We start from the raw sequence: 21,933 nt of genomic DNA on the forward strand, positions 1-21,933 counted from the left end.
CCGCGCGATGGGTTCTTATCTGAGGCATAGAGGACGACCTCTGCTTTCTGGGACATCATTCGGGACGACCCGTACGGATATGAGGTTGTCTTATGCCCTGGATCTTTCTTCTGTTTGCTGGCCTTTTGGAAATTGTCTGGGCGGTTGCCATGAAGCAGTCGGCCGGTTTTACCCGATTGTGGCCGACGGCCGTGATGGGCGTTTCGATGTTGGGTTCATTTGGTCTGCTGGCGCTTGCAATGCGGGACTTGCCGTTGGGGACCGCATACACGATCTGGACTGGGATCGGTGCGGTGGGGGCGTTCAGTGTCGGTATTCTGTTTCTTGGCGAAGCCCTGACACCTGCGCGGATCGCAGCTGCGGTTCTGATCGTGACAGGCCTTGTGGTGATGAAGCTGGCCTGATGCGCTTGACTTGCCAAGCCAAAGTACTTCGGCAGCTTACAGCACACACAAGAAGCGGAGCTCGGAATTTTTACCGGCTCTGACAAACGCATTTTGTGTGGCTTCTAAAAAGGCAAAGGCCGGATTTGATAACGGCGGATGTCGCATCGGATCGGTTCTGGCGCGGGATGGCGGAGTTGTCTCACAAGGTCGCAATCATCCTGTACAGGGCGGCAACCCGACCGTGCTGGAAGAGCTGGATGCCCTGCCCAAGGCGGGGCGTCAGAAAACATATCGCGCCATTACCCAGTTTAATTTTGTTCGCTTCCCATCGCTCAGATCGGAATCCCGCGTGTCTTCGTCAACTACGGAGTTTCGTGCGCAAGGCAGGATTTTTGTACGATAAAAGGGGACGGGCCTGTTGTAGTGAACAACCCTGACCGCAACGCGTTGAAGCGACGATCTATTGAATAACCGATCCTTGAGCCGAAGAAACTGTGGGACGAAGTCTGGAACTAGGCGCCTTCCAGCGCTTGAATAATATCCGAGAAATCAGACGCTTTCAGGCTGGCCCCGCCCACAAGTGCGCCATCGACGTTGGAAACTGAAAATATATCCGCCGCGTTGCTGGGTTTCACCGAACCGCCATAAAGCAGGCGGACAGAACGGCCCACGCCTTCGCCAAAGCGGCGCTCCAGCCGGGCGCGCATGAAGTCGTGAACTTCCCCGATTTCTTCCAGGGTGGGAACTTTGCCGGTGCCAATTGCCCAGATCGGTTCATACGCGACGATCAGGTTCTCGCCGGTCGACTGATCCGGGATCGACCCGGACATCTGGCCGCCGATGATGTCGAGCGTATTGGCCGCTTCGCGCTGCTCAAGGCTTTCGCCGACGCAAATGATCGCCTTCAGACCTGCATCCATCGCTGCGCGCGCCTTGGCCCGCACATCTTCATCATGTTCACCGTGGTCCACGCGGCGTTCGGAATGGCCCAGGATGACCGATGTTGCACCGGCATCCACCAGCATATCCGCACTGATATCTCCGGTGTGTGCGCCTGATTTTGCGGCATGACAGTCCTGACCACCGACAGAGATGGCGGTGCCCTGAACGGCAATTGATGCGCGGCTGAGCAATGTTGCCGGTGGGCAAATCAGGATATCCACCGATGCCGCCGGGTGGATCTGAGACAGCGCCTTCAACTCGGTCAACTCAGCGCCGGTCCCATTCATTTTCCAGTTTCCAGCCGCCAGCTTCTGCCGCATTTCGGTATCTCCCTGATCATCCGATGATTTTAGCATGCGGATAGCATTGTCGGCATCATCTTACAATTCTGCTCGCATGCTGATCCCGGACGGAAACATCGAAGATGGGTCCGCATGCGACGTTCAAATGAAAAGTGATGAGGCGGGCTTAGCCTTGTTGGGCGATGTTTTCGTCAAATTTGATCGACTCACCGCAGCCGCAGGCGTCGACGACGTTCGGGTTCTTGAATTTGAATCCGGATTCCAACAACGACACTTCGTAATCGATTTCGGTTCCAAACAGAAACATCTGGGCCGTTGGCGCAATCATGATGCGCGCGCCGTCCTGTTCGACCACTTCGTCATGAGGATCTGCCTGATCGACATATTCCATGGTGTATTCCATGCCTGCACAGCCGCCTTTTTTGACGCCGATGCGCAAACCAGCGTGACCGCCCGAGTCCATCAGGCGGGTAATCTGCTCTGCGGCTTTGGGCGTCATGGTCACAGCCTGTTTGCCGGGGATGCCGAACATGTAAGTCTCCGTTGTCGCGCGTTACACCCAATCTAGGGGCCAAGGCTCTTTTGCTCAAGGCAATGTCGTGTAAAGAAATTGAATTCGCTGGAAAGCTTAGTGTTTCTGCGTCGCCGCTCCGCAAACTTGCTTTGATACGTGAGGCGGGGTTAGCATCGGTCTTATGAAGTTTTGGAACCCTGCCCGAATAGATGGCATGACATGAAGTGGTAAAAATATGAATTATTTAGAGTCGAAAGTTAAGGTAGCTTTACTTGCGGCCGCACTTTTTTCCGTAAGCGTGTGTGCGATGTCCGACGAAACTTGGGCGGCCACGGGATCGGAACGGCACCCGGTGAATTGTGCAACGGCGGAAGGGGATCTGCGCGCAATTGCATCGGAAAAGAAACATGCGGAAGACAAACAACTGGAAAGCATTGCTGCCATAACACCTGCCGGGGCTCTGTTGGGGCTGGTCACGGGAACCGAGCAAAAAAGACTGCAAATGCTGTCAGGTGACTACGTCAAGCAACTGGACGCCAGAGCGGCAGAGATCAAGGAAACCTGCAATCTGAATTGATCGCCGTGGTCGGAACAAAAAAGGACCGTTCTCGGGCAAGAACGGCCCATATTCTTGAGCTGGGAAGCGGGGGGCGGTCATGGCATACCCAGCCGACGGCACCGCATACGCGAATGCCACCTTCAGATATTATCCGTCAGGAGTGTGACAGGGGCTGCACGACAAGGTGACGAAAATGCCAAGCTTTCGTGACAGTCGGCTGGGGGCAAGTGCCTGATGGCTACATAAAGCCCAATTCCAGGCGTGCCTCATCTGACATCATTTCCATGCCCCAGGGCGGTTCCCAGGTCAGTTCGACATCGACTTCCTTGACGCCTGCAACAGGTTCAATCGCCTCGACAATCCAGCCAGGCATGTCGCCCGCGACCGGGCATCCGGGTGCCGTCAGGGTCATGATGACTTTCACTGCGTTGTCCGGAGAAATGTCGATCGTATAGATCAGGCCCAGGTCATAGATGTTGACTGGAATTTCCGGATCGTAAACCGTGCGGCACGCTTCGACGACTGCCTCGTACAGCGGGTGTTCAATCGTTGACGGCGCAATCAGCGGGGTGCCTTCAAACTGTTCGCTCGGGTGGGTCATCTTTGCCTCGGGTCAGTTGCCTGAGTGATTATATAGGGAATACCTGCAACAGCGTCCAGTAGGGGCGTGACGCTCGGGTGAGCGTCACTGTGTCTTAGTCATTGATGTCATGCGTGAAGGTTTTGACCTGACCGTGCGGCAAGGCAAAAAGCCGGCGCAGGACAAGCCATGCGATCAACGAAAGAACTGCGAAGATCAGCGCGATCACATGCAATGACAGTGTCAGGCCGGGGATGACAAGGATGAGACCGGTGATCGCGGCCCCGATTGCAAAGCCCAGAAAGATGAATCCGGGCAGAACGATTTCCAGGATCCCCAGAGCCAGCGCGGCGGCCAGCCAGATCCACCAGGTCAGCCAAAAGGGATCAGCCATCATCTACCTCCTTTGAGCATCTTGAACGCGTCACCAAAGGCTTCGAGCGCATTGGCAGGCACAACTATGGTCTGCTTGCCGGAACCGTTGCCCAGTGCATTAAGGGCTTCAACCTGTTTCAGCGCAACCTGATACTGCGCAGCCTCGATGCCATTGTCCTGAATGGCCTTGGCGACGACGCCTGTAGCGTAGGCCTCGGCCTCGGCCTGAATGCGTCGCGCCTTGGCGGTTTGCTCCGCTGCGTACAGCTCGGCATCGGCGTGCAGTTCGACGGCGCGTTTTTGGCCTTCGGCTTCGGTCACCTGCGCACGGCGGGCACGTTCCGCGTTCAGCTGTTGCAGCATGGCATCGCGGGTGGCCTGATCCAGATTCACATCCAGAATCTCGGCCCGGGTTACTTCGATGCCCCAATCATCCACTGCGGTTTCAACGCTTTCCTGAATGCGTGTGATCAACTGTGCACGGTTCGACTGCACTTCGTCCAGATCCATCTTGCCGATCTCGGCACGAACGATACCGGCAACCGTGGTGGCAATCGCTCCGTCAACGTCGCGGATACGATAGACCGTCTTTTCCGGTTCGAGAATGCGGTAGAAGACAGAGGTGTCGATTTGCACCAGCACGTTGTCCTTGGTGATAGCGTCCTGTGTCGCGTTCGGCAACTGGCGTTCAAGGATCGAGATTTTGTGGCGGGCAACGTCCAGTAACGGAACAATGAAATTGATGCCGGGGCCAAGCACCGAATGCAGTCTTCCAAACCGTTCAACCACGTATTTTTCGGATTGCGGAACGATCTTGATGCCCTTGAAAATAATGATAACCACCAGCACGGCGGCCAGCAGGTAAATGATGTTTGATGAAAGCAGTCCGATGATCTGATCTTCGGTCATTCTGTCCTCTTTTTATTGTGTACCATGGTATACATATGGGGATCGAGTCGCTCGATTTCAACTCTGGTATGGAGGGAAAGCTGGCGGATGCAAACGCCTCACTACGGGAATTCAGCATTGAGCCGAACTGCTGTGACTGCTTTGCATCCCGGCTTGTTTGCGGTATCGGGCGGGGATGAAATTGATAATCGATACAGACCCCGGCATCGACGATGCCATGGCGATTGCCTATGCCGCCGCCGCGCCTGAATTTGACCTGATCGGCCTGACCACGGTTTTCGGCAATACGCACGTTCATCAGTCCAGCCGCAATGCCCGTTTCCTGCTGGACAAGCTGGGCCTGGACCTTCCGGTGGCGGAAGGCGCGCCTTTCCCTCTGGGGGCTGACATGCACGTCCCATCGGACCATGTCCATGGTCCCGAAGGGTTTGGCGATCTGACCGAGATTCCCGAGATCGGACGGAACCATGATCTTCCCGCCGCAGAGTTTCTGGCCGAGATGGCCCGGATGCACAAAAACGAGTTGGTGGTATGTGCGGTCGGACCGCTGACCAACATTGCCAACGCCATGCGATTGGACCCGGAATTTGCCGGTAATCTCGGCCGTTTGGTGATCATGGGCGGTGCCGTCTACTGCAAGGGCAACGTTACCGACCATGCAGAAGCCAACATCTATCACGATGCGGTTGCCGCAGATGCGGTCTTTTCCGCACCGCCCGAGACCGTGCTGGTTGGTTTGGACGTTACCCTGAAAACACTTTACGAGACTGCGGACTTCGACGCGCTGGCTCAAAAATCGCCCGGCATGGGATCTTTTCTGCGTGATATCTCTCGATTTTACCTGAAATTCTATAAAGAAATCGGCGGATTGGAAGGGTGCGGCCTGCATGATTCAACCGCCGTGATCGCCTGTTCGCACGGGGCCATGTTCGACATGGTCGAAACCGGGCTGCGTGTTGTGACGGAAGGCGACCGGATAGGTGCGACGCAACCTGACCGGGATCGTCCCGCAGTTCATGTTTGTCGTGATGTGGATGGGGCGGGTGTCGTGCGTCTGTTTACTGACCGCGTTGCATCCTTGCCCTGACGGGTTGCAAAGACCGATCGGATCGGGCAAATCCTGCCCGGTTCGGCGATCCGAGGCGATGACATGACCCAGCAATTCTCTTTCAAGCTCAAGGCCACAGACGGCAAGGCGCGCACCGGTGTCATAAGCACTCCGCGTGGCGAGGTGCGGACACCTGCCTTCATGCCGGTTGGTACCGCCGCGACGGTCAAGGCGATGATGCCGGAAAGCGTCCGGGCCACCGGGGCCGACATCCTGCTGGGCAACACCTATCACCTGATGCTGCGCCCCACGGCCGAGCGGATTGATCGCCTGGGCGGGTTGCACAAGTTCATGAACTGGGACCGACCGATCCTGACGGACTCGGGGGGGTTTCAGGTCATGTCGCTGGCCGGTTTGCGCAAGCTTACCGAAAAGGGTGTGACCTTCAAATCCCATATTGACGGATCGAAACACGAGCTGACGCCAGAAAGATCAATGGAAATTCAGCGCCTTCTGGGTTCCGACATTGTGATGTGCTTTGACGAATGCCCTGCATTGCCTGCAAATCGCGACCGGATCGCCGAGTCCATGCGTTTGTCGATGCGTTGGGCCGAGAGGTCCCGTAACGCATTCGGGGATCGTCCGGGGCATGCTCTGTTCGGAATCATGCAGGGCGGTCTCGAGCGGGACCTGCGGGAAGAAAGCGCCGAGGCGTTGAAGAAGATAGGTTTCGAAGGTTACGCCGTTGGCGGTCTGGCAGTGGGCGAGGGGCAGGAGGCCATGTTCGACTGTCTCGATTACGCGCCTGATTTCCTGCCCATGGACAAGCCGCGTTACCTGATGGGCGTTGGCAAGCCGGATGACATAGTTGGAGCAGTGGCGCGCGGGATCGATATGATGGATTGCGTTCTGCCCTCGCGCTCGGGCCGTACCGGTCAGGTGTTCACGCGCCATGGCGTGGTGAACATCAAGAACGCGCGCCATGCGGACGATCCGCGCCCGCTGGATGAAAACTGTATTTGCCCGGCCTGTTCGAACTATTCACGTGCCTATCTGCACCATGTGTTCCGCGCCAACGAGATGATCTCGGGCATGTTGCTGACCTGGCACAACCTGCATTACTTTCAGGAAATCATGCAGGGCATGCGGGACGCGATCGCTGAAGGCTCATTCGAGGCGTGGCAGGCCGCGTTCCACGCGCAACGCGCACAGGGCGACATCGAACCCCTGTAACCTGTCCGTTCAGGTGACAATTGCGGGGTTTTCCGGTATTCTGAAACCACTTTGTTCAAAGTTGTTTTGTTTGTGACCCGGAGAATTTTTGATGTTCCGCTTTTTCCTCGGCGCAGTCATTTTTTGCGCATCCCCTGCCGTTGCTGACGTCTGGACCTTTGAGACCCCATCCGAAAACATTCAGTGTTCGGTGGGGGAAAGCGCCGAGACCTCGGACATTCGGTGTACGATCATAGAAAGATACGGCCCTCCGGCGTTGCCGCGCCCCGCGAACTGTCAATCTGACTGGGGGCATGATTTTCAGATGTTCGACACCGGTCCCGTGGAATTGCTGTGCCAGCCACTGAACCGGAGCCGGGACGGATTTGACCGTGCGGAATACGGTGTAACCGGTCGGTTCGGAGGATTTACCTGCACCTCCTCCACGAAAGGTCTGGAATGTCGCAACCTGGATGGCCACGGTTTTTTTCTGTCCCGGGCAGTGCAGCAGGTGTTCTGACCCCGAAATTGCGCATTGCATATGCATGCTACACTAATTTCGGTGGATATGTTCCCGGGACATCTTGCAGTCCCGAAAACCTCGGTTCATGCTGCGACACGATACATGGCGGTAAGGTTGAAAAAGGGCGATGAGGCCCCACCTTTATCGTCCAAGACAGGAGATGGCCGGATGTTGCCTCGATGAGGGACAAGCGCCATCTTGCCAACGATAAGGATAGAGCATGCAAGAGCCTCTGAATTCCTCATACCCCGTCCTGCCGCTGCGCGATATCGTGGTGTTCCCGCATATGATAGTGCCGCTTTTCGTGGGCCGAGACAAATCGGTCCGCGCGCTGGAAGAGGTGATGCAGGATGACAAACAAATTCTGCTGTCCAGTCAGATCGACCCCAGCGTCGACGACCCGGATGAGAACGGTATTTACCAGTCCGGTGTTCTGGCCAATGTGTTGCAGCTGCTGAAACTGCCCGACGGCACCGTCAAGGTGCTTGTCGAAGGGCAGGCGCGCGTGCAGATCACCGAGTTTCTTGAAAACGAAGAGTTTTTCGAGGCGCGGGCGGAATATCTGACCGAAATCCCGGGTGACGTCACCACGACCGAAGCCCTGTTGCGCACCGTCGCGGACGAGTTCGAGCGCTATGCCAAGGTGCGCAAGAACATCCCCGAAGAAGCGCTGACGGCCGTGGGTGAAACCACCGAGCCGGCAAAGCTGGCCGACCTTGTGTCGGGCCATCTGGGCATCGAGGTCGAACAAAAGCAGGACCTGCTGGAAACGCTCAGCGTCAGCGAGCGGCTTGAAAAAGTCTATGGCCTGATGCAGGGCGAAATGTCGGTTCTGCAAGTCGAGAAAAAGATCAAGACCCGCGTCAAATCCCAGATGGAGAAGACCCAGCGCGAGTATTATCTGAATGAGCAGATGAAGGCCATTCAGAAAGAGCTTGGCGATGGCGAGGACGGCGCGAACGAGATCGCCGAACTGGAAGCCAAGATCGCCGAGACCAAGCTGTCGAAGGAAGCGCGCGAGAAGGCGGAAGGCGAGCTGAAGAAGCTCAAGAACATGTCGCCCATGTCAGCCGAAGCAACCGTGGTGCGCAATTATCTGGACTGGATTCTGTCTTTGCCGTGGGGCACCAAATCCCGCGTCAAAAAGGATCTGGGTCGTGCGCAGGATATACTGGACGCCGATCACTATGGCCTTGAAAAGGTCAAAGAGCGGATCGTAGAATATCTCGCCGTTCAGCAGCGTTCGAAAAAGCTGAAAGGCCCGATCCTGTGCCTTGTCGGCCCTCCGGGCGTGGGCAAGACCAGCTTGGGTAAATCCGTCGCCAAGGCCACGGGGCGCGAGTTCATTCGCATTAGCTTGGGTGGGGTGCGCGACGAATCCGAGATCCGCGGCCACCGCCGGACCTATATCGGTTCGATGCCCGGCAAGATCATTCAGGCGCTGAAAAAGGCGAAAACCACGAACCCGCTCATCCTGCTTGATGAAATCGACAAGATGGGGCAGGACTTCCGTGGTGACCCGGCCTCGGCGATGCTCGAGGTGTTGGACCCGGAACAGAACAACACGTTCATGGATCACTATCTTGAGGTCGAATATGACCTGTCCAACGTGATGTTCCTGACCACGTCCAACAGCTATAACATGCCCGGGCCGTTGCTGGACCGGATGGAGATCATCCCACTGGCCGGCTATACCGAGGATGAAAAGCGCGAGATCGCCAAACAGCACCTGATCGCCAAGCAGGTCAAAAACCATGGTCTGAAAACCAAGGAATTTGAGCTGACCGATGACGCGCTGCAAAAGATAATCCGCACCTACACCCGCGAGGCCGGTGTGCGGAACCTCGAGCGCGAAATCGCCAAGGTGGCACGGAAAGCGCTGACCAAGATCATCAAGAAAGAGGCGGAAACCGTTACGGTCACGCCAGAAAACCTGGATGAATTCCTGGGCGTGCCAAAGTTCCGTTACGGTCTGGCCGAGCAGGACGATCAGGTCGGTGTCGTGACCGGTTTGGCCTGGACCTCGGTCGGGGGCGATCTGCTGCATATCGAGGCGCTGAAGCTTCCCGGCAAAGGTCGGATGAAGACGACAGGCAAGCTGGGCGATGTGATGAAAGAATCCATCGATGCGGCGTCGTCATATGTGCGGTCGATTTCTCCCAAGATCGGAGTGAAGCCGCCTCAGTTCGACAAGATCGACATCCATGTGCACGTGCCGGATGGCGCAACGCCCAAGGATGGTCCGTCGGCTGGTCTGGCGATGGTGACTTCGATTGTCTCGGTTCTGACAGGTATTCCTGTTCGTAAGGACATCGCCATGACGGGCGAGGTCTCGTTGCGCGGGAACGCAATGCCAATTGGCGGCTTGAAAGAGAAACTGCTGGCTGCGTTGCGCGGTGGTATCAAGACGGTCCTGATCCCGGAAGAAAACGAAAAGGACCTGGCGGATATTCCGGACAATGTGAAGGAAGGCTTGAAGATCATCCCGGTCAAGCACGTCTCGGAGGTTCTTGAGCATTCTCTGGTTCGTACACCGGAACCGGTTGAATGGGACGAAGCCGCCGAGGAGGCCGCCGCTGCCGCAGCAGCCTCGTCAGAGGCGACGGGGCCATCGGCCACGGCACACTAAGTAGATTGAGCGAATGAAAAAGGCGGGGCGAATGCCCTGCCTTTTTTACAATCCAATGACCGGTTGTTTTGGATCAAGTATTTCTTCTTCGGCTATGTATTTATTGAATTTTTTCGATGGTAGCGCCGAGCGGACGGCAAGAACGAAAATGATCGACGAAAACAGGATGCAAAGCAGAAGGTCCCACCCAAACGGGATCTGCTTCAACGAACCGGCTCCGAATTGCCCAAGGAATGAGATCAGCCCAAGGCCTGAGGAATAAGGCACAAGCCACAGGGCCTCGGTAACGTCCATTTCATCCAAACGTCCCCGGAACCGGATCAGCAACAGAATTTTCCCGACAATCAGCGCGATGCCAAGCCGCCAGACCGTGTCCCATCCGCTCCAATACACGATCAGCGTGGCGATGGCGAAAGCGGACAGTGCGACAAGGCGTACGGCCGGTATTCGGATCGATCTGGGATGATCTGGCATAAGGTTTCTCAGGCATACCACGGCTATGGGCCCGACGGCGAATGACAAGACGATGGCCGCACCGTTCAGGGCAATGACGGTGGTAAAGGGTACTGTCAGTAGGAAAACCGTTCCGATCAGAAAGTTCAGCCCCAGCGCCCACAGTGGAACCCCGAATGACGACAAAACCTGCAACTGTTTGGGCAGGAAACCGTTTTTTGAAAGGGCGAGGGCGATACGGGCGTTCGATCCGGTTGCGACCAGCCCGTTTCCAAAGGGGCCTATCACGGATCCGACATTCAGCAGGCTCAGAAACCAGACCAGCCCAACAGACATGATGATGGCGTCCAGTGGTCCTTCGCCCCCAAAGCTCAACTGTGCCCATCCTTTGGACAGCATGGATGGGTCCAGCGCACCGATAAAGGCCACTTGCAAGCCAAGGTAGATGACGGCGCAAAGAACAATCGACAACACCAATGCGGCCGGAATTGCAAATTTTGGATTTCGAACTTCGCCAGCCATATCAACCACATGGCGAAAGCCGATGAATGAAAAAATAACGCCCCCGGTGGAAACGGCGGCCATGATACCCTGCGCGCCGTAGGGCGCAAAACCATCCGGTTGGGTGAAGTTCTCGAAGTTGAACCGGCTTGCGACAAGCAGAATGGACAGGACAACTGGTATGGCGATCTTGGCCCAGGTCAGCGCAGCATTGACGCGCGTGAAGAACTTGACCCCAAGCGCATTCACCGCGACGAACAGCAGCATGAAAACCAGCGCAACGAAAATACCCGCCCCGGTCAAATCACCTGTCTCGGCCGTATGCAACCAAGGCGCATACGGCGCCAGGTATTTCAGCATGGCCTCGACTTCGATGGGCGCCGTGGTGTTGTAGCCGATCCAGGCGGTCCATCCCATGGCCATCGAAACGATATTGCCATGCGAAAACTGAGGCACGCGCGCGATCCCTCCGGGAATGGGCAGCATGGCGGAAATCTCTGCGAAGGTGATGGCCAAAATGAACATGGCAACCGCGCCGATTATCCACGAGATCGTGGCCGCGGGCCCTGCATGCTGAACGGCCAGAAGGGGGCCGAATAACCAGCCCGAACCAATGATTCCTCCGACTGAAATGAAGGTCAGTCCCAGCAGGCCGATGTCGCGCTTTAACCCCGTCATGGTGACCTCAGCCTTTGTGTGTGGCCTTTAATCGGGCCAAATAGGGCAAGATAGCCGCCGAACGCGCGACATGGCAAGCCCGCTGGTTCCAAGCGAAAATCCGAAAAAGGGATGGTGGGTGATAAGAGATTTGAACTCCTGACATCTTCGATGTGAACGAAGCGCTCTACCACTGAGCTAATCACCCATGACACGCGGTCATATCTTTCCCGGGGGTGCGCTGCAAGCGAAATTGAACAATTCGCGCGGGCAAAAAACAGCAGGCAAACAAAAAACTGGATTCTGACAAAAAACTGCAAAACGCCGCTTGACGCTGCCCGACCGTGGCCATAATACACCCAAACGTTCAGCAATGAACATGCAGCGGGCGGTTGTAGCTCAGTTGGTTAGAGTACCGGCCTGTCACGCCGGGGGTCGCGGGTTCGAGCCCCGTCAACCGCGCCATTTTCTTCTCAAAATCATAAGTTCGCCAGATAGCCAGGCATTGAGCTGTTCGATTCCATGCCCATCGTTTGATTTGGTCGGCGAAAACCTGTACGTTCACTAAATGTTCTAACTTTTCTGTTGGAGACTCGGGCAAGCTCGCCTATCTCTAAACCACTTGTTTGTTGGGGGCCGGAAATGGCTGAGCTGAAGAAAATAGAGGTGCGCGGCGCGCGCGAGCACAACCTCAAAGGCATCGATGTCGACATCCCTCGGGATCAGTTGGTGGTGATCACCGGGCTGTCCGGTTCGGGCAAGTCGTCGCTGGCGTTCGACACGATTTATGCCGAAGGTCAGCGCCGTTATGTCGAAAGCCTGTCCGCCTATGCGCGGCAGTTTCTCGACATGATGGAAAAGCCCGATGTTGACCATATCAGCGGACTGTCTCCGGCGATCTCCATTGAACAGAAAACGACCTCGAAGAACCCGCGTTCGACTGTGGGAACCGTAACCGAGATCTATGACTATCTGCGTCTGTTGTTCGCGCGCGCAGGTACGCCGTACAGCCCGGCCACCGGCCAGCCGATCGAGGCGCAACAGGTGCAGGACATGGTCGACCGCATCATGGCGATGGAGGAGGGTACGCGGGGTTATCTGCTGGCTCCGATCGTGCGCGACCGCAAAGGTGAGTACCGGAAGGAATTTCTGGAACTGCGCAAGCAGGGGTTCCAGCGCGTGAAGGTGGATGGTGAGTTCCATGAGCTGGATCAGCCCCCGACATTGGACAAGAAGTTCCGTCACGATATTGACGTTGTGGTCGACCGCCTGGTTGTTCGTGAAGGCATGGAAACGCGTTTGGCCGATAGCCTGCGCACCGCTCTGGATCTGGCGGACGGAATCGCGATTCTGGAAACCGCCCCACGAGAAGGAGAGCCGGAACGGATTACCTTCAGCGAGAATTTTGCCTGCCCGGTCAGCGGTTTCACAATCCCGGAGATCGAACCGCGCCTGTTTTCGTTCAATGCGCCATTCGGAGCTTGCCCGGATTGTGACGGCTTGGGGGTCGAGCTGTTCTTTGACGAGCGTCTCGTGGTGCCGGATCAGACGCTGAAACTGTATGACGGTGCCTTGGCGCCATGGAGGAAAGGCAAGTCGCCGTATTTCCTTCAGACCATCGAGGCCATCGCGCGTCATTATGAGTTTGACAAGAACACGCCGTGGAAAGACCTGCCCAGCAAAGTGCAGCAGGTGTTCCTGCGGGGTTCGGGCGATGAGGAAATCCAGTTCCGCTATGACGAGGGCGGACGGGTGTACCAGGTGACACGCAGCTTCGAAGGCGTGATTCCGAATATGGAACGGCGTTATCGCGAAACGGATAGCGCGTGGATACGTGAGGAATTCGAACGGTACCAAAACAACCGCCCGTGCGGCACCTGCGAAGGGTATCGTCTGCGCGCCGAAGCCTTGGCCGTGAAGATCGCGGGGCTGCATGTCGGTCAGGTGGTGCAAATGTCCATCCGCGAAGCGCTTGCCTGGATCGAGGATGCTCCGAACCATCTGAGCGCTCAGAAGAACGAGATTGCCCGGGCCATTCTGAAGGAAATCCGCGAGCGGCTGGGTTTCCTGAATAATGTTGGTTTGGAATACCTTACGCTGTCTCGTTCAAGTGGAACCCTGTCAGGCGGCGAAAGTCAGCGTATTCGTCTGGCAAGCCAGATTGGATCGGGCCTGACCGGGGTTCTTTATGTATTGGACGAGCCCTCGATCGGCTTGCACCAGCGTGACAATGACCGGTTGCTTGGTACGCTCAAGAATCTGCGGGATCAGGGCAACACCGTGATTGTTGTCGAACATGACGAGGAAGCCATCCGCGAAGCCGATTATGTGTTCGACATTGGCCCCGGCGCCGGCGTTCATGGCGGGCAGGTGGTCAGCCACGGCACGCCCGAGCAGATCGCAGCGGATGCGGCCTCGATCACGGGGCAGTACCTGTCGGGCGTTCGCGAGATTCCGGTGCCCGCCGAGCGGCGCAAGGGGAACAAGAAAAAGGTAACGGTGGTAAAGGCTTCGGGCAACAACCTCAAGAACGTGACGGCCGAATTTCCTTTGGGCAAGTTTGTTTGTGTCACGGGTGTATCTGGCGGCGGTAAGTCGACCCTGACGATTGAGACGTTGTTCAAGACCGCCTCGATGCGCCTGAATGGCGCGCGGCAGACGCCTGCGCCGTGTGAGACAATCAAGGGTTTGGAGCATCTGGACAAGGTCATCGATATCGATCAACGCCCGATCGGGCGGACTCCGCGGTCGAATCCGGCAACCTATACCGGGGCCTTCACTCCGATCCGAGACTGGTTCGCCGGGCTGCCCGAGGCGAAAGCGCGGGGATACAAGCCGGGCCGTTTCAGCTTCAACGTGAAGGGCGGCCGCTGTGAGGCCTGTCAGGGGGACGGCGTCATCAAGATCGAGATGCACTTCCTTCCCGACGTCTATGTCACCTGCGAAACCTGCAAGGGCGCGCGGTACAATCGCGAGACGCTCGAGATCAAGTTCAAGGGCAAGTCCATTGCGGATGTGCTTGATATGACGGTGGAAGACGCGCAGGAGTTCTTCAAGGCCGTGCCCTCGATCCGAGACAAGATGGATGCGCTTGCCCGCGTTGGTCTTGGCTATATCAAGGTGGGTCAACAGGCGACCACGCTGTCGGGTGGTGAGGCGCAGCGTGTCAAACTGTCCAAGGAACTGTCGAAACGATCAACCGGGCGGACGCTCTATATTCTGGACGAACCGACCACGGGTCTGCATTTCGAAGATGTACGCAAGCTGTTGGAAGTGCTGCATGAATTGGTCGATCAGGGGAATACCGTCGTGGTGATCGAACACAATCTGGACGTGGTGAAAACCGCCGACCATATCATCGACATCGGGCCTGAAGGCGGCGACGGCGGTGGTGAGATCGTAGCCGTCGGAGCACCCGAAGAGATCGCTCAAGTCGAACGCAGCCATACCGGTAGGTATCTGAAAACCATGCTCAACCCGGATCGGGTGGCGGCGGAGTAGGCGGCTTCAGGCTGCCTTCACTCCACCGCCTCCCCAGTCAATTTTTCTTGGTTGGGCAGGTGCTGATGCCCAACACCGAGTATATCGGGCATGAATTCAGCAGACCGGTGACCAACGGCACGATGCCGATCCACATCCAGGTTCCGTATCCCAACAGGGCGCCCAGAATAAGCGCGGCGCCTATTGCAATCCGAAGCGTTTTGTCGAGCCCACCCATGTTTTTGGTCATCACGTAAGAATCCTTTCCAAAAGGTTGCACCCTTCGGATATCAAATATTCCGTGAGTGGAATATGACTTGGATCAACTTCGCCCACGCTTTTCAAACCGAGGCAGCATGGCGCTGAAATCGCGACCCAGACCGTCCTCGTTTTCGACGAATTGCTCGTAAAGTGCAGTCGCGGCCTGTCCCATCGGTGTATCCGCATCCGCACTGGATGCAGCCTGTTGGCTGAGGCGCAGGTCCTTCAGCATCAACTCGGCTGCAAATCCAGGAGTATAGTCGTTATCGGCTGGGCTTTGCGGGCCAACGCCCGGGGCAGGGCAATAGGCGTTCATCGTCCAGCTGTACCCGGATGAGGTGCTGACCACATCGAACATCTTTTGGCGGTCCAGACCCAGTTTGTCGGCCAAGGCAAAGGCTTCGCACGTGGCGATCATGGTCACGCCGAGGATCATGTTGTTGCAGATCTTGGCGGCCTGGCCGGCTCCGGCTTCGCCGCAGTGAACCGCTTTCTGCCCCATGATGTCGAACAGAGGAGCAGCCTTTGCAAATGCGTCGTCTGACCCGCCGGCCATGAATGTCAGGGTGCCACCTGCCGCGCCGCCGACACCCCCCGAAACCGGAGCGTCCACGAACAGCAGACCGGCGCCGCTGGCCTGTTCCGCGACTGCGCGCGCGCTGTCCACGTCAACTGTCGAGCAATCGATCAGCACGGCACCCTTTGCCATGGCGGGAATGATCTGATCTGCAACGGCCCGCAGGATGGCGCCATTCGGCAGCATGGTTATGACTGCATCGGCAGAGGCGACGGCTTCGGTCGCGGTTTCGGCTTGAGTCACCCCGTCAACGGCAACGCCGGCCGTGTCGAATCCGAGAACCTGATGGCCGGCCTTTGCCAGATTGGCCGCCATGGGCGCCCCCATGTTTCCCAGCCCTATGAACCCGATCTGCATCTCTCAGTCCTCCTCGAATGTCAGGGTGTCCGCACCCAATGGCTGCAACATTTTCGAGACGGCCACCAGGGGGACGTCCATATCGGAAAACTGCCAGTTCGGGTTGCGGTCTTTGTCTATGATCTGCGCGCGGATACCTTCCAGAAAGTCACCATGCTCCATCGCCCGGTGGGTAAAGCGGTATTCCATCTCCAACGCGCGCCGTATGGTAAGCGAGGGGCCACGCAGACGGTGCAGCATCTCGATCGTGCAGGCCACGGAAAGCGGTGCGTTTTTCGTTATTTTTTCCAGAGTTTTGTCTGCAAATTCCTGACCGTCATTGCGCAGGCTGATCAGGATGTCGCCCAGAGTTTCACCGGAATAATGATTGTCGATATCCGTCAGCGCCACTGCCAATTCACCATTGGGTGGCGTTTCGGAATGCTCGGCCACCAGTTCGGCATTTCCAGACGCTTCCAGAATTTCGATCAGGTCAGACCATTGCGACTGGGGGATGAAATGGTCGGCAAACCCCGCAAAGATCGCGTCCGCAGGCCCCATCCTGAAGCCCGTGGTCCCAAGGAATTCACCCAGTCGCCCCGGTGCAAGGGCCAGCATCAATGACCCGCCGACATCCGGAATCAAGCCAATCGAGCATTCGGGCATGGCAATCCTGGAGCTTTCTCCGACGACACGGTGGCTGCCATGGCAGCCGATGCCGACACCCCCGCCCATTGTAAACCCCTGAAGAAAACTGATGACTGGTTTGGGATATTCGAAGATCAGGGCATTCAGACGGTATTCGTCCCGCCAGAACTTCTGGCCATACGCATAATTGCCTTTTGTGCCCGTTTCATAAAGTTCGGCAATGTCACCCCCTGCACAAAAGGCTTTTTCCCCCTCGGCGTCCAGAACTATCAGGTCAACGGCATCGTCTTCCCGCCAGTTGCGCATCGCCGTGTCGATGGCCATGCACATGTCATAGCTCAATGCGTTCAGCGCATGGGGACGGGTCAGGGTGATGCGACCGGCACGGCCTGTGGTGCGGATTTCAATGTCTGACATCGGGGCCTCAGCGATTGGCGAGCAGTTGGCGCGCGACGATCACGCGCATAATCTCGTTCGTGCCTTCCAAAATCTGATGCACGCGAAGATCGCGCACAAGCTTTTCGATGCCGTAATCCGCAAGATATCCGTACCCGCCATGCAGTTGCAGGCACTGATCCACCACCTTCGACCCGGTTTCGGTTACGAATTTCTTCGCCATCGCACAGAATTTCGTGGCATCGGGCGCGCCGTTGTCCAGTTTCCATGCCGCCTGACGCAGGAAGGTGCGTGCCGCCTGTAATTCGATCTCCATATCCGCCAGACGGAACTGAAGGGCCTGGAACTGATCGATGGATTGGCCGAACGCCTTGCGCTCGGACATGTATTGCAGGGTCATATCCAGCCCGGCCTGAGCAGCCCCAAGAGAACAGGCCGCGATATTGAGCCGCCCGCCATCGAGGCCCATCATCGCGTATTTGAAGCCGTCGCCTTCGGTGCCCACGAGGTTGCCTGCGGGAATTTTGCAGTCGTCGAACTGAACCTGCGCAGTGGGTTGGCTTTTCCAGCCCATTTTCTGCTCCAGCGCCCCAAAGCTGAGCCCCGGCGTGCCGTCCTCGACATATACGGTCGAGATCCCCTTGGGCCCGTCCTGACCGGTGCGTACCATGCAAACATAGGCATCCGAATAGCCACCGCCCGAAATGAACGCCTTGGTACCGTTCAACGTATATCCTTCGTTGGTGCGTTCGGCGCGGGTTTTCAAGGCCGCCGCGTCAGAGCCGGAACCGGGTTCGGTCAGGCAATAGCTCAGAACCGTATTCAGGCTCAGAACATCCGGCATGATGCGCGCCTTTAGGTCGTCATCCGCGAAATTGTCCAACATCTTGGCGCACATGTTGTGGATCGACAGGAAGGCGGCGACCGACGGGCAGGCCATCGACAGCGCCTCGAAAACCAGCGTGGCATCCAGGCGGGTCAGATTTGACCCTCCGCTTTCCTCGGATACGTACAGCGCGCCGAAACCAAGCTCGCCTATCTGGGGCCACAGGGTTTTGGGAATGGTTCCGTCCGCTTCCCACTGGCGCGCAAAGGGGGCGATGTTTTCCTGCCCGAACGCGTGCGCCATGTCGAATATGGCTGTTTGCTCCTCGCTGAGTGCGAAATCCATGACGCTCCCTCCCGTCGGCAATGAATTGAACGGTTGTTTATTTCTGAATTCTTACAGAAATTTTGCAGGCGCAACAATGAGTCGGTTGAAACGGGTCACAAGCCGGAAACGTTCAGAGATCGGCGTGAAACTCCTCGATCAGGTGGCGCACGACGGCTTGCCCCGGATCATCACCGCGCGCTGATGCCTCGGCATGAATACGGCGTTGGCGCGTGGCGGAAGTGCCGTTTTCAGCAATCTGCCTGAGCCGTGCAAGCTCGGTCATCGTGCCAAGTGCTTCGGTGTCTTCTGCCAACAACCCCATGAGGTCGCCGATCAGTTCAGACATGGGCTTGACCGAACGGTCGCCGAAATCGATCAGCCCTTCACCCACTCCGTAGCGCTGCGCGCGCCAGCGGTTTTCCCCGATCAGGAAACGATCATATTGCCGCCAGCGCAGGTTGCGGTCTTTCAGACGGCACAGCATCCGGGTCAATGCCTGAACCAGTGCGGCCAAGGACAAAGCGTGTTCCAGACGGGGTTGAACATCCATGATCCGCGTTTCCAAAGTTGGGAAACGATGTGAGGGGCGCAGATCCCACCAGATCTTGGTGGTGTCTTCGATGACCCCAAGCTCGACCAGAATGCCTGTGTTCCGTTCATACTCGCCCCAGCTGGCGAACACGGGCGGCAGCCCGGTGCGGGGCAGGTTGTCGAACACCGTCAGCCGGTATGAAGACAGGCCGGTATCCTCGCCGTTCCAATAGGGCGAAGATGTGGACAACGCCAGAAGATGAGGAAGAAAGTATGACAGTTGCGGCATCAGATCGGCACGCAGGGCAGGGTCCTCGACTCCGACATGTACATGCATCCCGCAGATCAGCATCCGCCGGGCAACGCCGCCCAATGCATGTTGTAGCGCGTCATACCGTTCTTTCCGGGTGTGGTGTTGATCCTTCCAGTTGGCGAACGGGTGACACGAGACGGCGATAGGGGACAGGTTGTATTCGGCGGCCCGTTTCGAAACGCATGACCGCAGCCGCTTCAGGTCTTCGCGCGCCGAAGCGACCGTGGCGTGCGGTCTGGTGCCAACCTCGATTTGACATTGCAGGAACTCGGGGCTGACCTGACCTTCGAAATCGCTTTGGCAGGCCGCCATCAGCGCTTCGGGGGCTTCGGACAATTGCAGGCTGTCACGATCCACCAACAGGTATTCTTCTTCGATCCCGAGTGTAAATTCCTGCTGCATGGAGCCCCTCGCAGTTGTCAGTTCCATCAGTGAATACGGAAATTTACGTTTTGCCAAGGGTTTGACAGGCTTGCCCTTGCAGAGAAACGGTTCGCAACGGTAAGGAACATTGCATCACAGATCGCGGAGCCAGCGCCTTGAAACCCAGAAAATTCCCGAAGATCAACGCCGCCCTTGAAGAATTGGGGGTGAAACTGGTCGACAGAGTTGCGGAACAGGATGAACGGGCGCGGCTGGAAGCCTTCGAAGCGGCGGGTGGGTTGACGCGCCCCGCCTATGCGTTGTCGCCAGGGATGGAAGGGTTCGACATCTCTCAACTTGTGGCGGAATACGGGCGTCACAAAGCTGCCCTGGAGGCGCTGAAAGATTCCGCACGCAACCAGACCGGCTATCGTACCGGCAATGGTTACTATGACAGCCCGGATGCGGATGCGTTATATCTGATGATCCGACGCTTTCAGCCCAAACGTGTGATCGAGGTCGGTTGCGGCAATTCCACCCGTGTGACCCGTCAGGCAATCATCGATGGCAATCTGGATACCACCATTACCGCGGTTGATCCGTACCCACGCGCCGATATCGCCCATGTGGTCGACCGGTTCGAGCAGAAACGTCTTGAAGATACAGACCCGGCATTGTTCGCAGAACTGGAGGCCGGAGACATTCTGTTCATCGACTCCAGCCATGTTGTGCGGATGAGCAATGACGTCGCCCATCTGTTCTGCCGCATTATACCGTCGCTGAATCCCGGGGTGGTGATCCACGTTCACGATGTTTTTTTGCCCTACGAATATCCCAAGCGCTTCTTCTATGATTGCCCGGGCTGGGGAGAGCAGTACGTATTGCACAGCTTGCTGCAATCTGGCGCGTATTCAATGCTTTGGCCGGGATATTACCTGCAACAGGATCGGCCTGATGCCGTTGTTGCCTTGCCGTTCCTGGCCGAGGGGCGAGCGCAAAGCATCTGGGTGCAGCTCAAAGAAAACTGAAACCAAAGTGATCCATTGCGGCAAAAGGTCCGTAACCCTTTCCATAACACGCTGGAGAGGAGAAGACAGCTATGTTCCGTCGTACATTCATGGGCGCAGCCGCCGCACTTGCATTCGCTATGCCGCTCAAGGCTCAGGCCGCTGATATCGTAGACACCGCCGTTGCCGCCGGGTCGTTCAACACTCTGGTCGCCGCCGTTCAGGCTGCAGGCTTGGTTGACACCCTGAAAGGTGATGGTCCGTTCACAGTATTTGCACCCACAGACGAAGCCTTTGCTGCGCTTCCTGAAGGCACTGTCGAGACGCTTTTGAAACCAGAAAACAAGGATCAGTTGGTCGCGATTCTGACCTATCACGTGGTACCAGCCAAGGTTATGTCCGGTGATATCGCGGGCAAACGCGCCAAGGTTCTGACTGTTCAGGGCGACCGGCTGAGCGTCAACGCCAAAAACGGCGTGAAAGTGAACGACGCCAAGGTCGTACAGGCCGACATCGAAGCCAGCAATGGCGTCATCCACGTCGTCGATGCCGTGATCCTGCCGGAATAAACGCCGTCTTCCAAAGACAAGAAAGCCCCGGCGACCGACTGGGGCTTTTGCTTTTCAGCCCGGGTGGATCAGACCAGTCGAACCTGTGTGCCAACTTTTACTAGCGGATACAGCTCTTCGACATGCTGGTTGTACAGGCCAATGCAACCTGACGAGCTCTGACGACCGATCTTGCGCGTGTCGTGTGTGCCATGAACAAGATAGGCAGGCCAACCCAGATACATGGCGCGGGTTCCCAGCGGGTTGCCGGGGTCGCCACCTTCCATCCGAAGCGGCAGCGAAGGGTCACGTTCGCGCATCGATGCCGTGGGTGTCCAGCTTGGGAATTCGGTTTTGCGCACGACTTTCGTGTACCCGCGTTTGGTAAGCTCTTCGCTCATGGGTACGGAGCTTGGGTACAGTTTGTAGGTGCCGTCAGACCCCCAGTAATGGACGGCGCGGCTGGTGATATCGGCCAACAGGCACCCGACGCCCAATTCATCGAAATGGTCCTGCCAGTTCTGCTGCGAGAAGGACGATATGTTGCGCCGGACCGGCAATTGCGTACTGATCGCGTCTTCCGTTTCCGGGAAAGCATCCGTGCTTTGCGCCCGAACAAGGGCAGGTGTTGCCACCAAAGAGGCCACGCCCAACAAGGCAGAGCGACGGGTCATACGGGAGTGGGACAAGTTTGCCTCCGATAAGTTCACTGCTCGGTAATCTGTTGGCG

At 57.1% G+C, this 21,933-nt stretch carries 22 protein-coding genes and 2 tRNA genes; 11 read left to right on the plus strand and 13 right to left on the minus strand.

Annotated features, from left to right (window positions below):
* Positions 1–92 precede the first annotated feature (92 nt).
* Together GOW56_RS00995 and GOW56_RS01000 are read left to right on the plus strand one after the other, a co-directional pair.
* Positions 93–404 (plus strand): multidrug efflux SMR transporter, encoded by a 312-nt coding sequence (locus tag GOW56_RS00995; protein ID WP_171116148.1) that lies wholly within the window; start codon positions 93–95, stop codon positions 402–404.
* 97 nt (positions 405–501) lie between these two features.
* Positions 502–789, plus strand: a complete 288-nt coding sequence (locus GOW56_RS01000) for a hypothetical protein (protein WP_171204685.1) — start codon at positions 502–504, stop codon at positions 787–789.
* Between the two features lie 109 nt (positions 790–898).
* On the opposite strand, the gene tpiA is transcribed toward GOW56_RS01000, so the two are convergent.
* Both tpiA and GOW56_RS01010 read right to left on the minus strand, forming a co-directional pair.
* A complete protein-coding gene (gene tpiA / locus GOW56_RS01005) occupies positions 899–1,648 on the minus strand; it encodes a triose-phosphate isomerase (RefSeq protein ID WP_171168346.1) in 750 nt (249 codons plus the stop codon).
* Between the two features lie 148 nt (positions 1,649–1,796).
* Positions 1,797–2,162 carry an iron-sulfur cluster assembly accessory protein gene (locus GOW56_RS01010; RefSeq protein WP_171204686.1) on the minus strand — a complete coding sequence of 122 codons (366 nt, stop codon included), beginning with the start codon at positions 2,160–2,162 and terminating at the stop codon, positions 1,797–1,799.
* Positions 2,163–2,451: 289 nt separating this feature from the next.
* Here GOW56_RS01010 and GOW56_RS01015 point away from each other — a divergent pair, with 289 nt between their 5' ends.
* On the plus strand, positions 2,452–2,721 hold the full coding sequence (locus tag GOW56_RS01015) for a hypothetical protein (RefSeq protein WP_254447138.1): 270 nt from the start codon (positions 2,452–2,454) through the stop codon (positions 2,719–2,721).
* A gap of 220 nt (positions 2,722–2,941) precedes the next feature.
* On the opposite strand, the gene GOW56_RS01020 is transcribed toward GOW56_RS01015, so the two are convergent.
* The 3 genes from GOW56_RS01020 to GOW56_RS01030 all read right to left on the minus strand — a co-directional run bounded on the left by GOW56_RS01020 (position 2,942) and on the right by GOW56_RS01030 (position 4,567).
* Complete coding sequence (locus GOW56_RS01020) at positions 2,942–3,304, minus strand: SUF system Fe-S cluster assembly protein (RefSeq protein ID WP_152457849.1); 363 nt, start codon at positions 3,302–3,304, stop codon at positions 2,942–2,944.
* Between the two features lie 94 nt (positions 3,305–3,398).
* The gene (locus GOW56_RS01025; protein WP_171168340.1) at positions 3,399–3,677 is read right to left on the minus strand and encodes an NfeD family protein; all 279 of its coding nucleotides are present in this window, start codon (positions 3,675–3,677) and stop codon (positions 3,399–3,401) included.
* Positions 3,677–4,567: an SPFH domain-containing protein gene (locus tag GOW56_RS01030; protein WP_152457851.1), complete on the minus strand. Its 891-nt coding sequence runs from the start codon at positions 4,565–4,567 to the stop codon at positions 3,677–3,679. The genes GOW56_RS01025 and GOW56_RS01030 overlap by 1 nt, the downstream gene beginning before the upstream one ends.
* Before the next feature lie 175 nt (positions 4,568–4,742).
* Here GOW56_RS01030 and GOW56_RS01035 point away from each other — a divergent pair, with 175 nt between their 5' ends.
* From GOW56_RS01035 to lon, 4 genes are all read left to right on the plus strand, one after another.
* Positions 4,743–5,654, plus strand: a complete 912-nt coding sequence (locus GOW56_RS01035; RefSeq protein WP_171204688.1) for a nucleoside hydrolase — start codon at positions 4,743–4,745, stop codon at positions 5,652–5,654.
* A gap of 63 nt (positions 5,655–5,717) precedes the next feature.
* Positions 5,718–6,848 carry a tRNA guanosine(34) transglycosylase Tgt gene (gene tgt, locus GOW56_RS01040; protein WP_171204689.1) on the plus strand — a complete coding sequence of 377 codons (1,131 nt, stop codon included), beginning with the start codon at positions 5,718–5,720 and terminating at the stop codon, positions 6,846–6,848.
* Positions 6,849–6,939: 91 nt separating this feature from the next.
* Entirely contained in the window at positions 6,940–7,347 is a 408-nt protein-coding gene (locus tag GOW56_RS01045) for a DUF6636 domain-containing protein (protein WP_152457854.1), read from the plus strand.
* Positions 7,348–7,570: 223 nt separating this feature from the next.
* Positions 7,571–9,979 carry an endopeptidase La gene (gene lon / locus GOW56_RS01050; protein ID WP_171204690.1) on the plus strand — a complete coding sequence of 803 codons (2,409 nt, stop codon included), beginning with the start codon at positions 7,571–7,573 and terminating at the stop codon, positions 9,977–9,979.
* 45 nt (positions 9,980–10,024) lie between these two features.
* Here lon and GOW56_RS01055 read toward each other — a convergent pair whose 3' ends face one another.
* Positions 10,025–11,611, minus strand: coding sequence for an APC family permease (locus GOW56_RS01055; RefSeq protein ID WP_171204691.1), 1,587 nt, complete (start codon positions 11,609–11,611; stop codon positions 10,025–10,027).
* Positions 11,612–11,723: 112 nt separating this feature from the next.
* A tRNA-Val gene (locus tag GOW56_RS01060) sits at positions 11,724–11,798 on the minus strand.
* A 180-nt stretch (positions 11,799–11,978) separates the two neighbouring features.
* Here GOW56_RS01060 and GOW56_RS01065 point away from each other — a divergent pair.
* Positions 11,979–12,055: transfer RNA gene (locus tag GOW56_RS01065), tRNA-Asp, on the plus strand.
* 177 nt (positions 12,056–12,232) lie between these two features.
* Positions 12,233–15,091 carry an excinuclease ABC subunit UvrA gene (gene uvrA / locus GOW56_RS01070; RefSeq protein ID WP_171204692.1) on the plus strand — a complete coding sequence of 953 codons (2,859 nt, stop codon included), beginning with the start codon at positions 12,233–12,235 and terminating at the stop codon, positions 15,089–15,091.
* A 37-nt stretch (positions 15,092–15,128) separates the two neighbouring features.
* Here the strand turns inward: uvrA and GOW56_RS01075 are convergent, their stop codons facing one another.
* The 5 genes from GOW56_RS01075 to GOW56_RS01095 all read right to left on the minus strand — a co-directional run bounded on the left by GOW56_RS01075 (position 15,129) and on the right by GOW56_RS01095 (position 19,687).
* Positions 15,129–15,320, minus strand: a complete 192-nt coding sequence (locus tag GOW56_RS01075) for a DUF2892 domain-containing protein (RefSeq protein ID WP_171116124.1) — start codon at positions 15,318–15,320, stop codon at positions 15,129–15,131.
* A gap of 72 nt (positions 15,321–15,392) precedes the next feature.
* Entirely contained in the window at positions 15,393–16,265 is an 873-nt protein-coding gene (mmsB, locus tag GOW56_RS01080) for a 3-hydroxyisobutyrate dehydrogenase (RefSeq protein WP_171204693.1), read from the minus strand.
* Between the two features lie 3 nt (positions 16,266–16,268).
* Positions 16,269–17,309, minus strand: coding sequence for an enoyl-CoA hydratase/isomerase family protein (locus GOW56_RS01085; RefSeq protein ID WP_171204694.1), 1,041 nt, complete (start codon positions 17,307–17,309; stop codon positions 16,269–16,271).
* A gap of 7 nt (positions 17,310–17,316) precedes the next feature.
* A complete protein-coding gene (locus GOW56_RS01090) occupies positions 17,317–18,459 on the minus strand; it encodes an acyl-CoA dehydrogenase family protein (RefSeq protein WP_152457861.1) in 1,143 nt (380 codons plus the stop codon).
* A gap of 112 nt (positions 18,460–18,571) precedes the next feature.
* Positions 18,572–19,687, minus strand: a complete 1,116-nt coding sequence (locus tag GOW56_RS01095; protein WP_171204695.1) for a carboxylate-amine ligase — start codon at positions 19,685–19,687, stop codon at positions 18,572–18,574.
* A gap of 137 nt (positions 19,688–19,824) precedes the next feature.
* Between GOW56_RS01095 and GOW56_RS01100 the strand changes: the two genes are divergently transcribed.
* Positions 19,825–20,676, plus strand: a complete 852-nt coding sequence (locus tag GOW56_RS01100; protein WP_171204696.1) for a class I SAM-dependent methyltransferase — start codon at positions 19,825–19,827, stop codon at positions 20,674–20,676.
* Positions 20,677–20,747: 71 nt separating this feature from the next.
* Positions 20,748–21,224, plus strand: coding sequence for a fasciclin domain-containing protein (locus GOW56_RS01105; RefSeq protein WP_152457864.1), 477 nt, complete (start codon positions 20,748–20,750; stop codon positions 21,222–21,224).
* 68 nt (positions 21,225–21,292) lie between these two features.
* On the opposite strand, the gene GOW56_RS01110 is transcribed toward GOW56_RS01105, so the two are convergent.
* Positions 21,293–21,877, minus strand: a complete 585-nt coding sequence (locus GOW56_RS01110) for a L,D-transpeptidase (RefSeq protein ID WP_171205022.1) — start codon at positions 21,875–21,877, stop codon at positions 21,293–21,295.
* Positions 21,878–21,933: the final 56 nt, after the last annotated feature.

The sequence above is a fragment of the Ruegeria sp. HKCCA0235A genome (assembly GCF_013033235.1).
GTDB lineage: Bacteria > Pseudomonadota > Alphaproteobacteria > Rhodobacterales > Rhodobacteraceae > Ruegeria.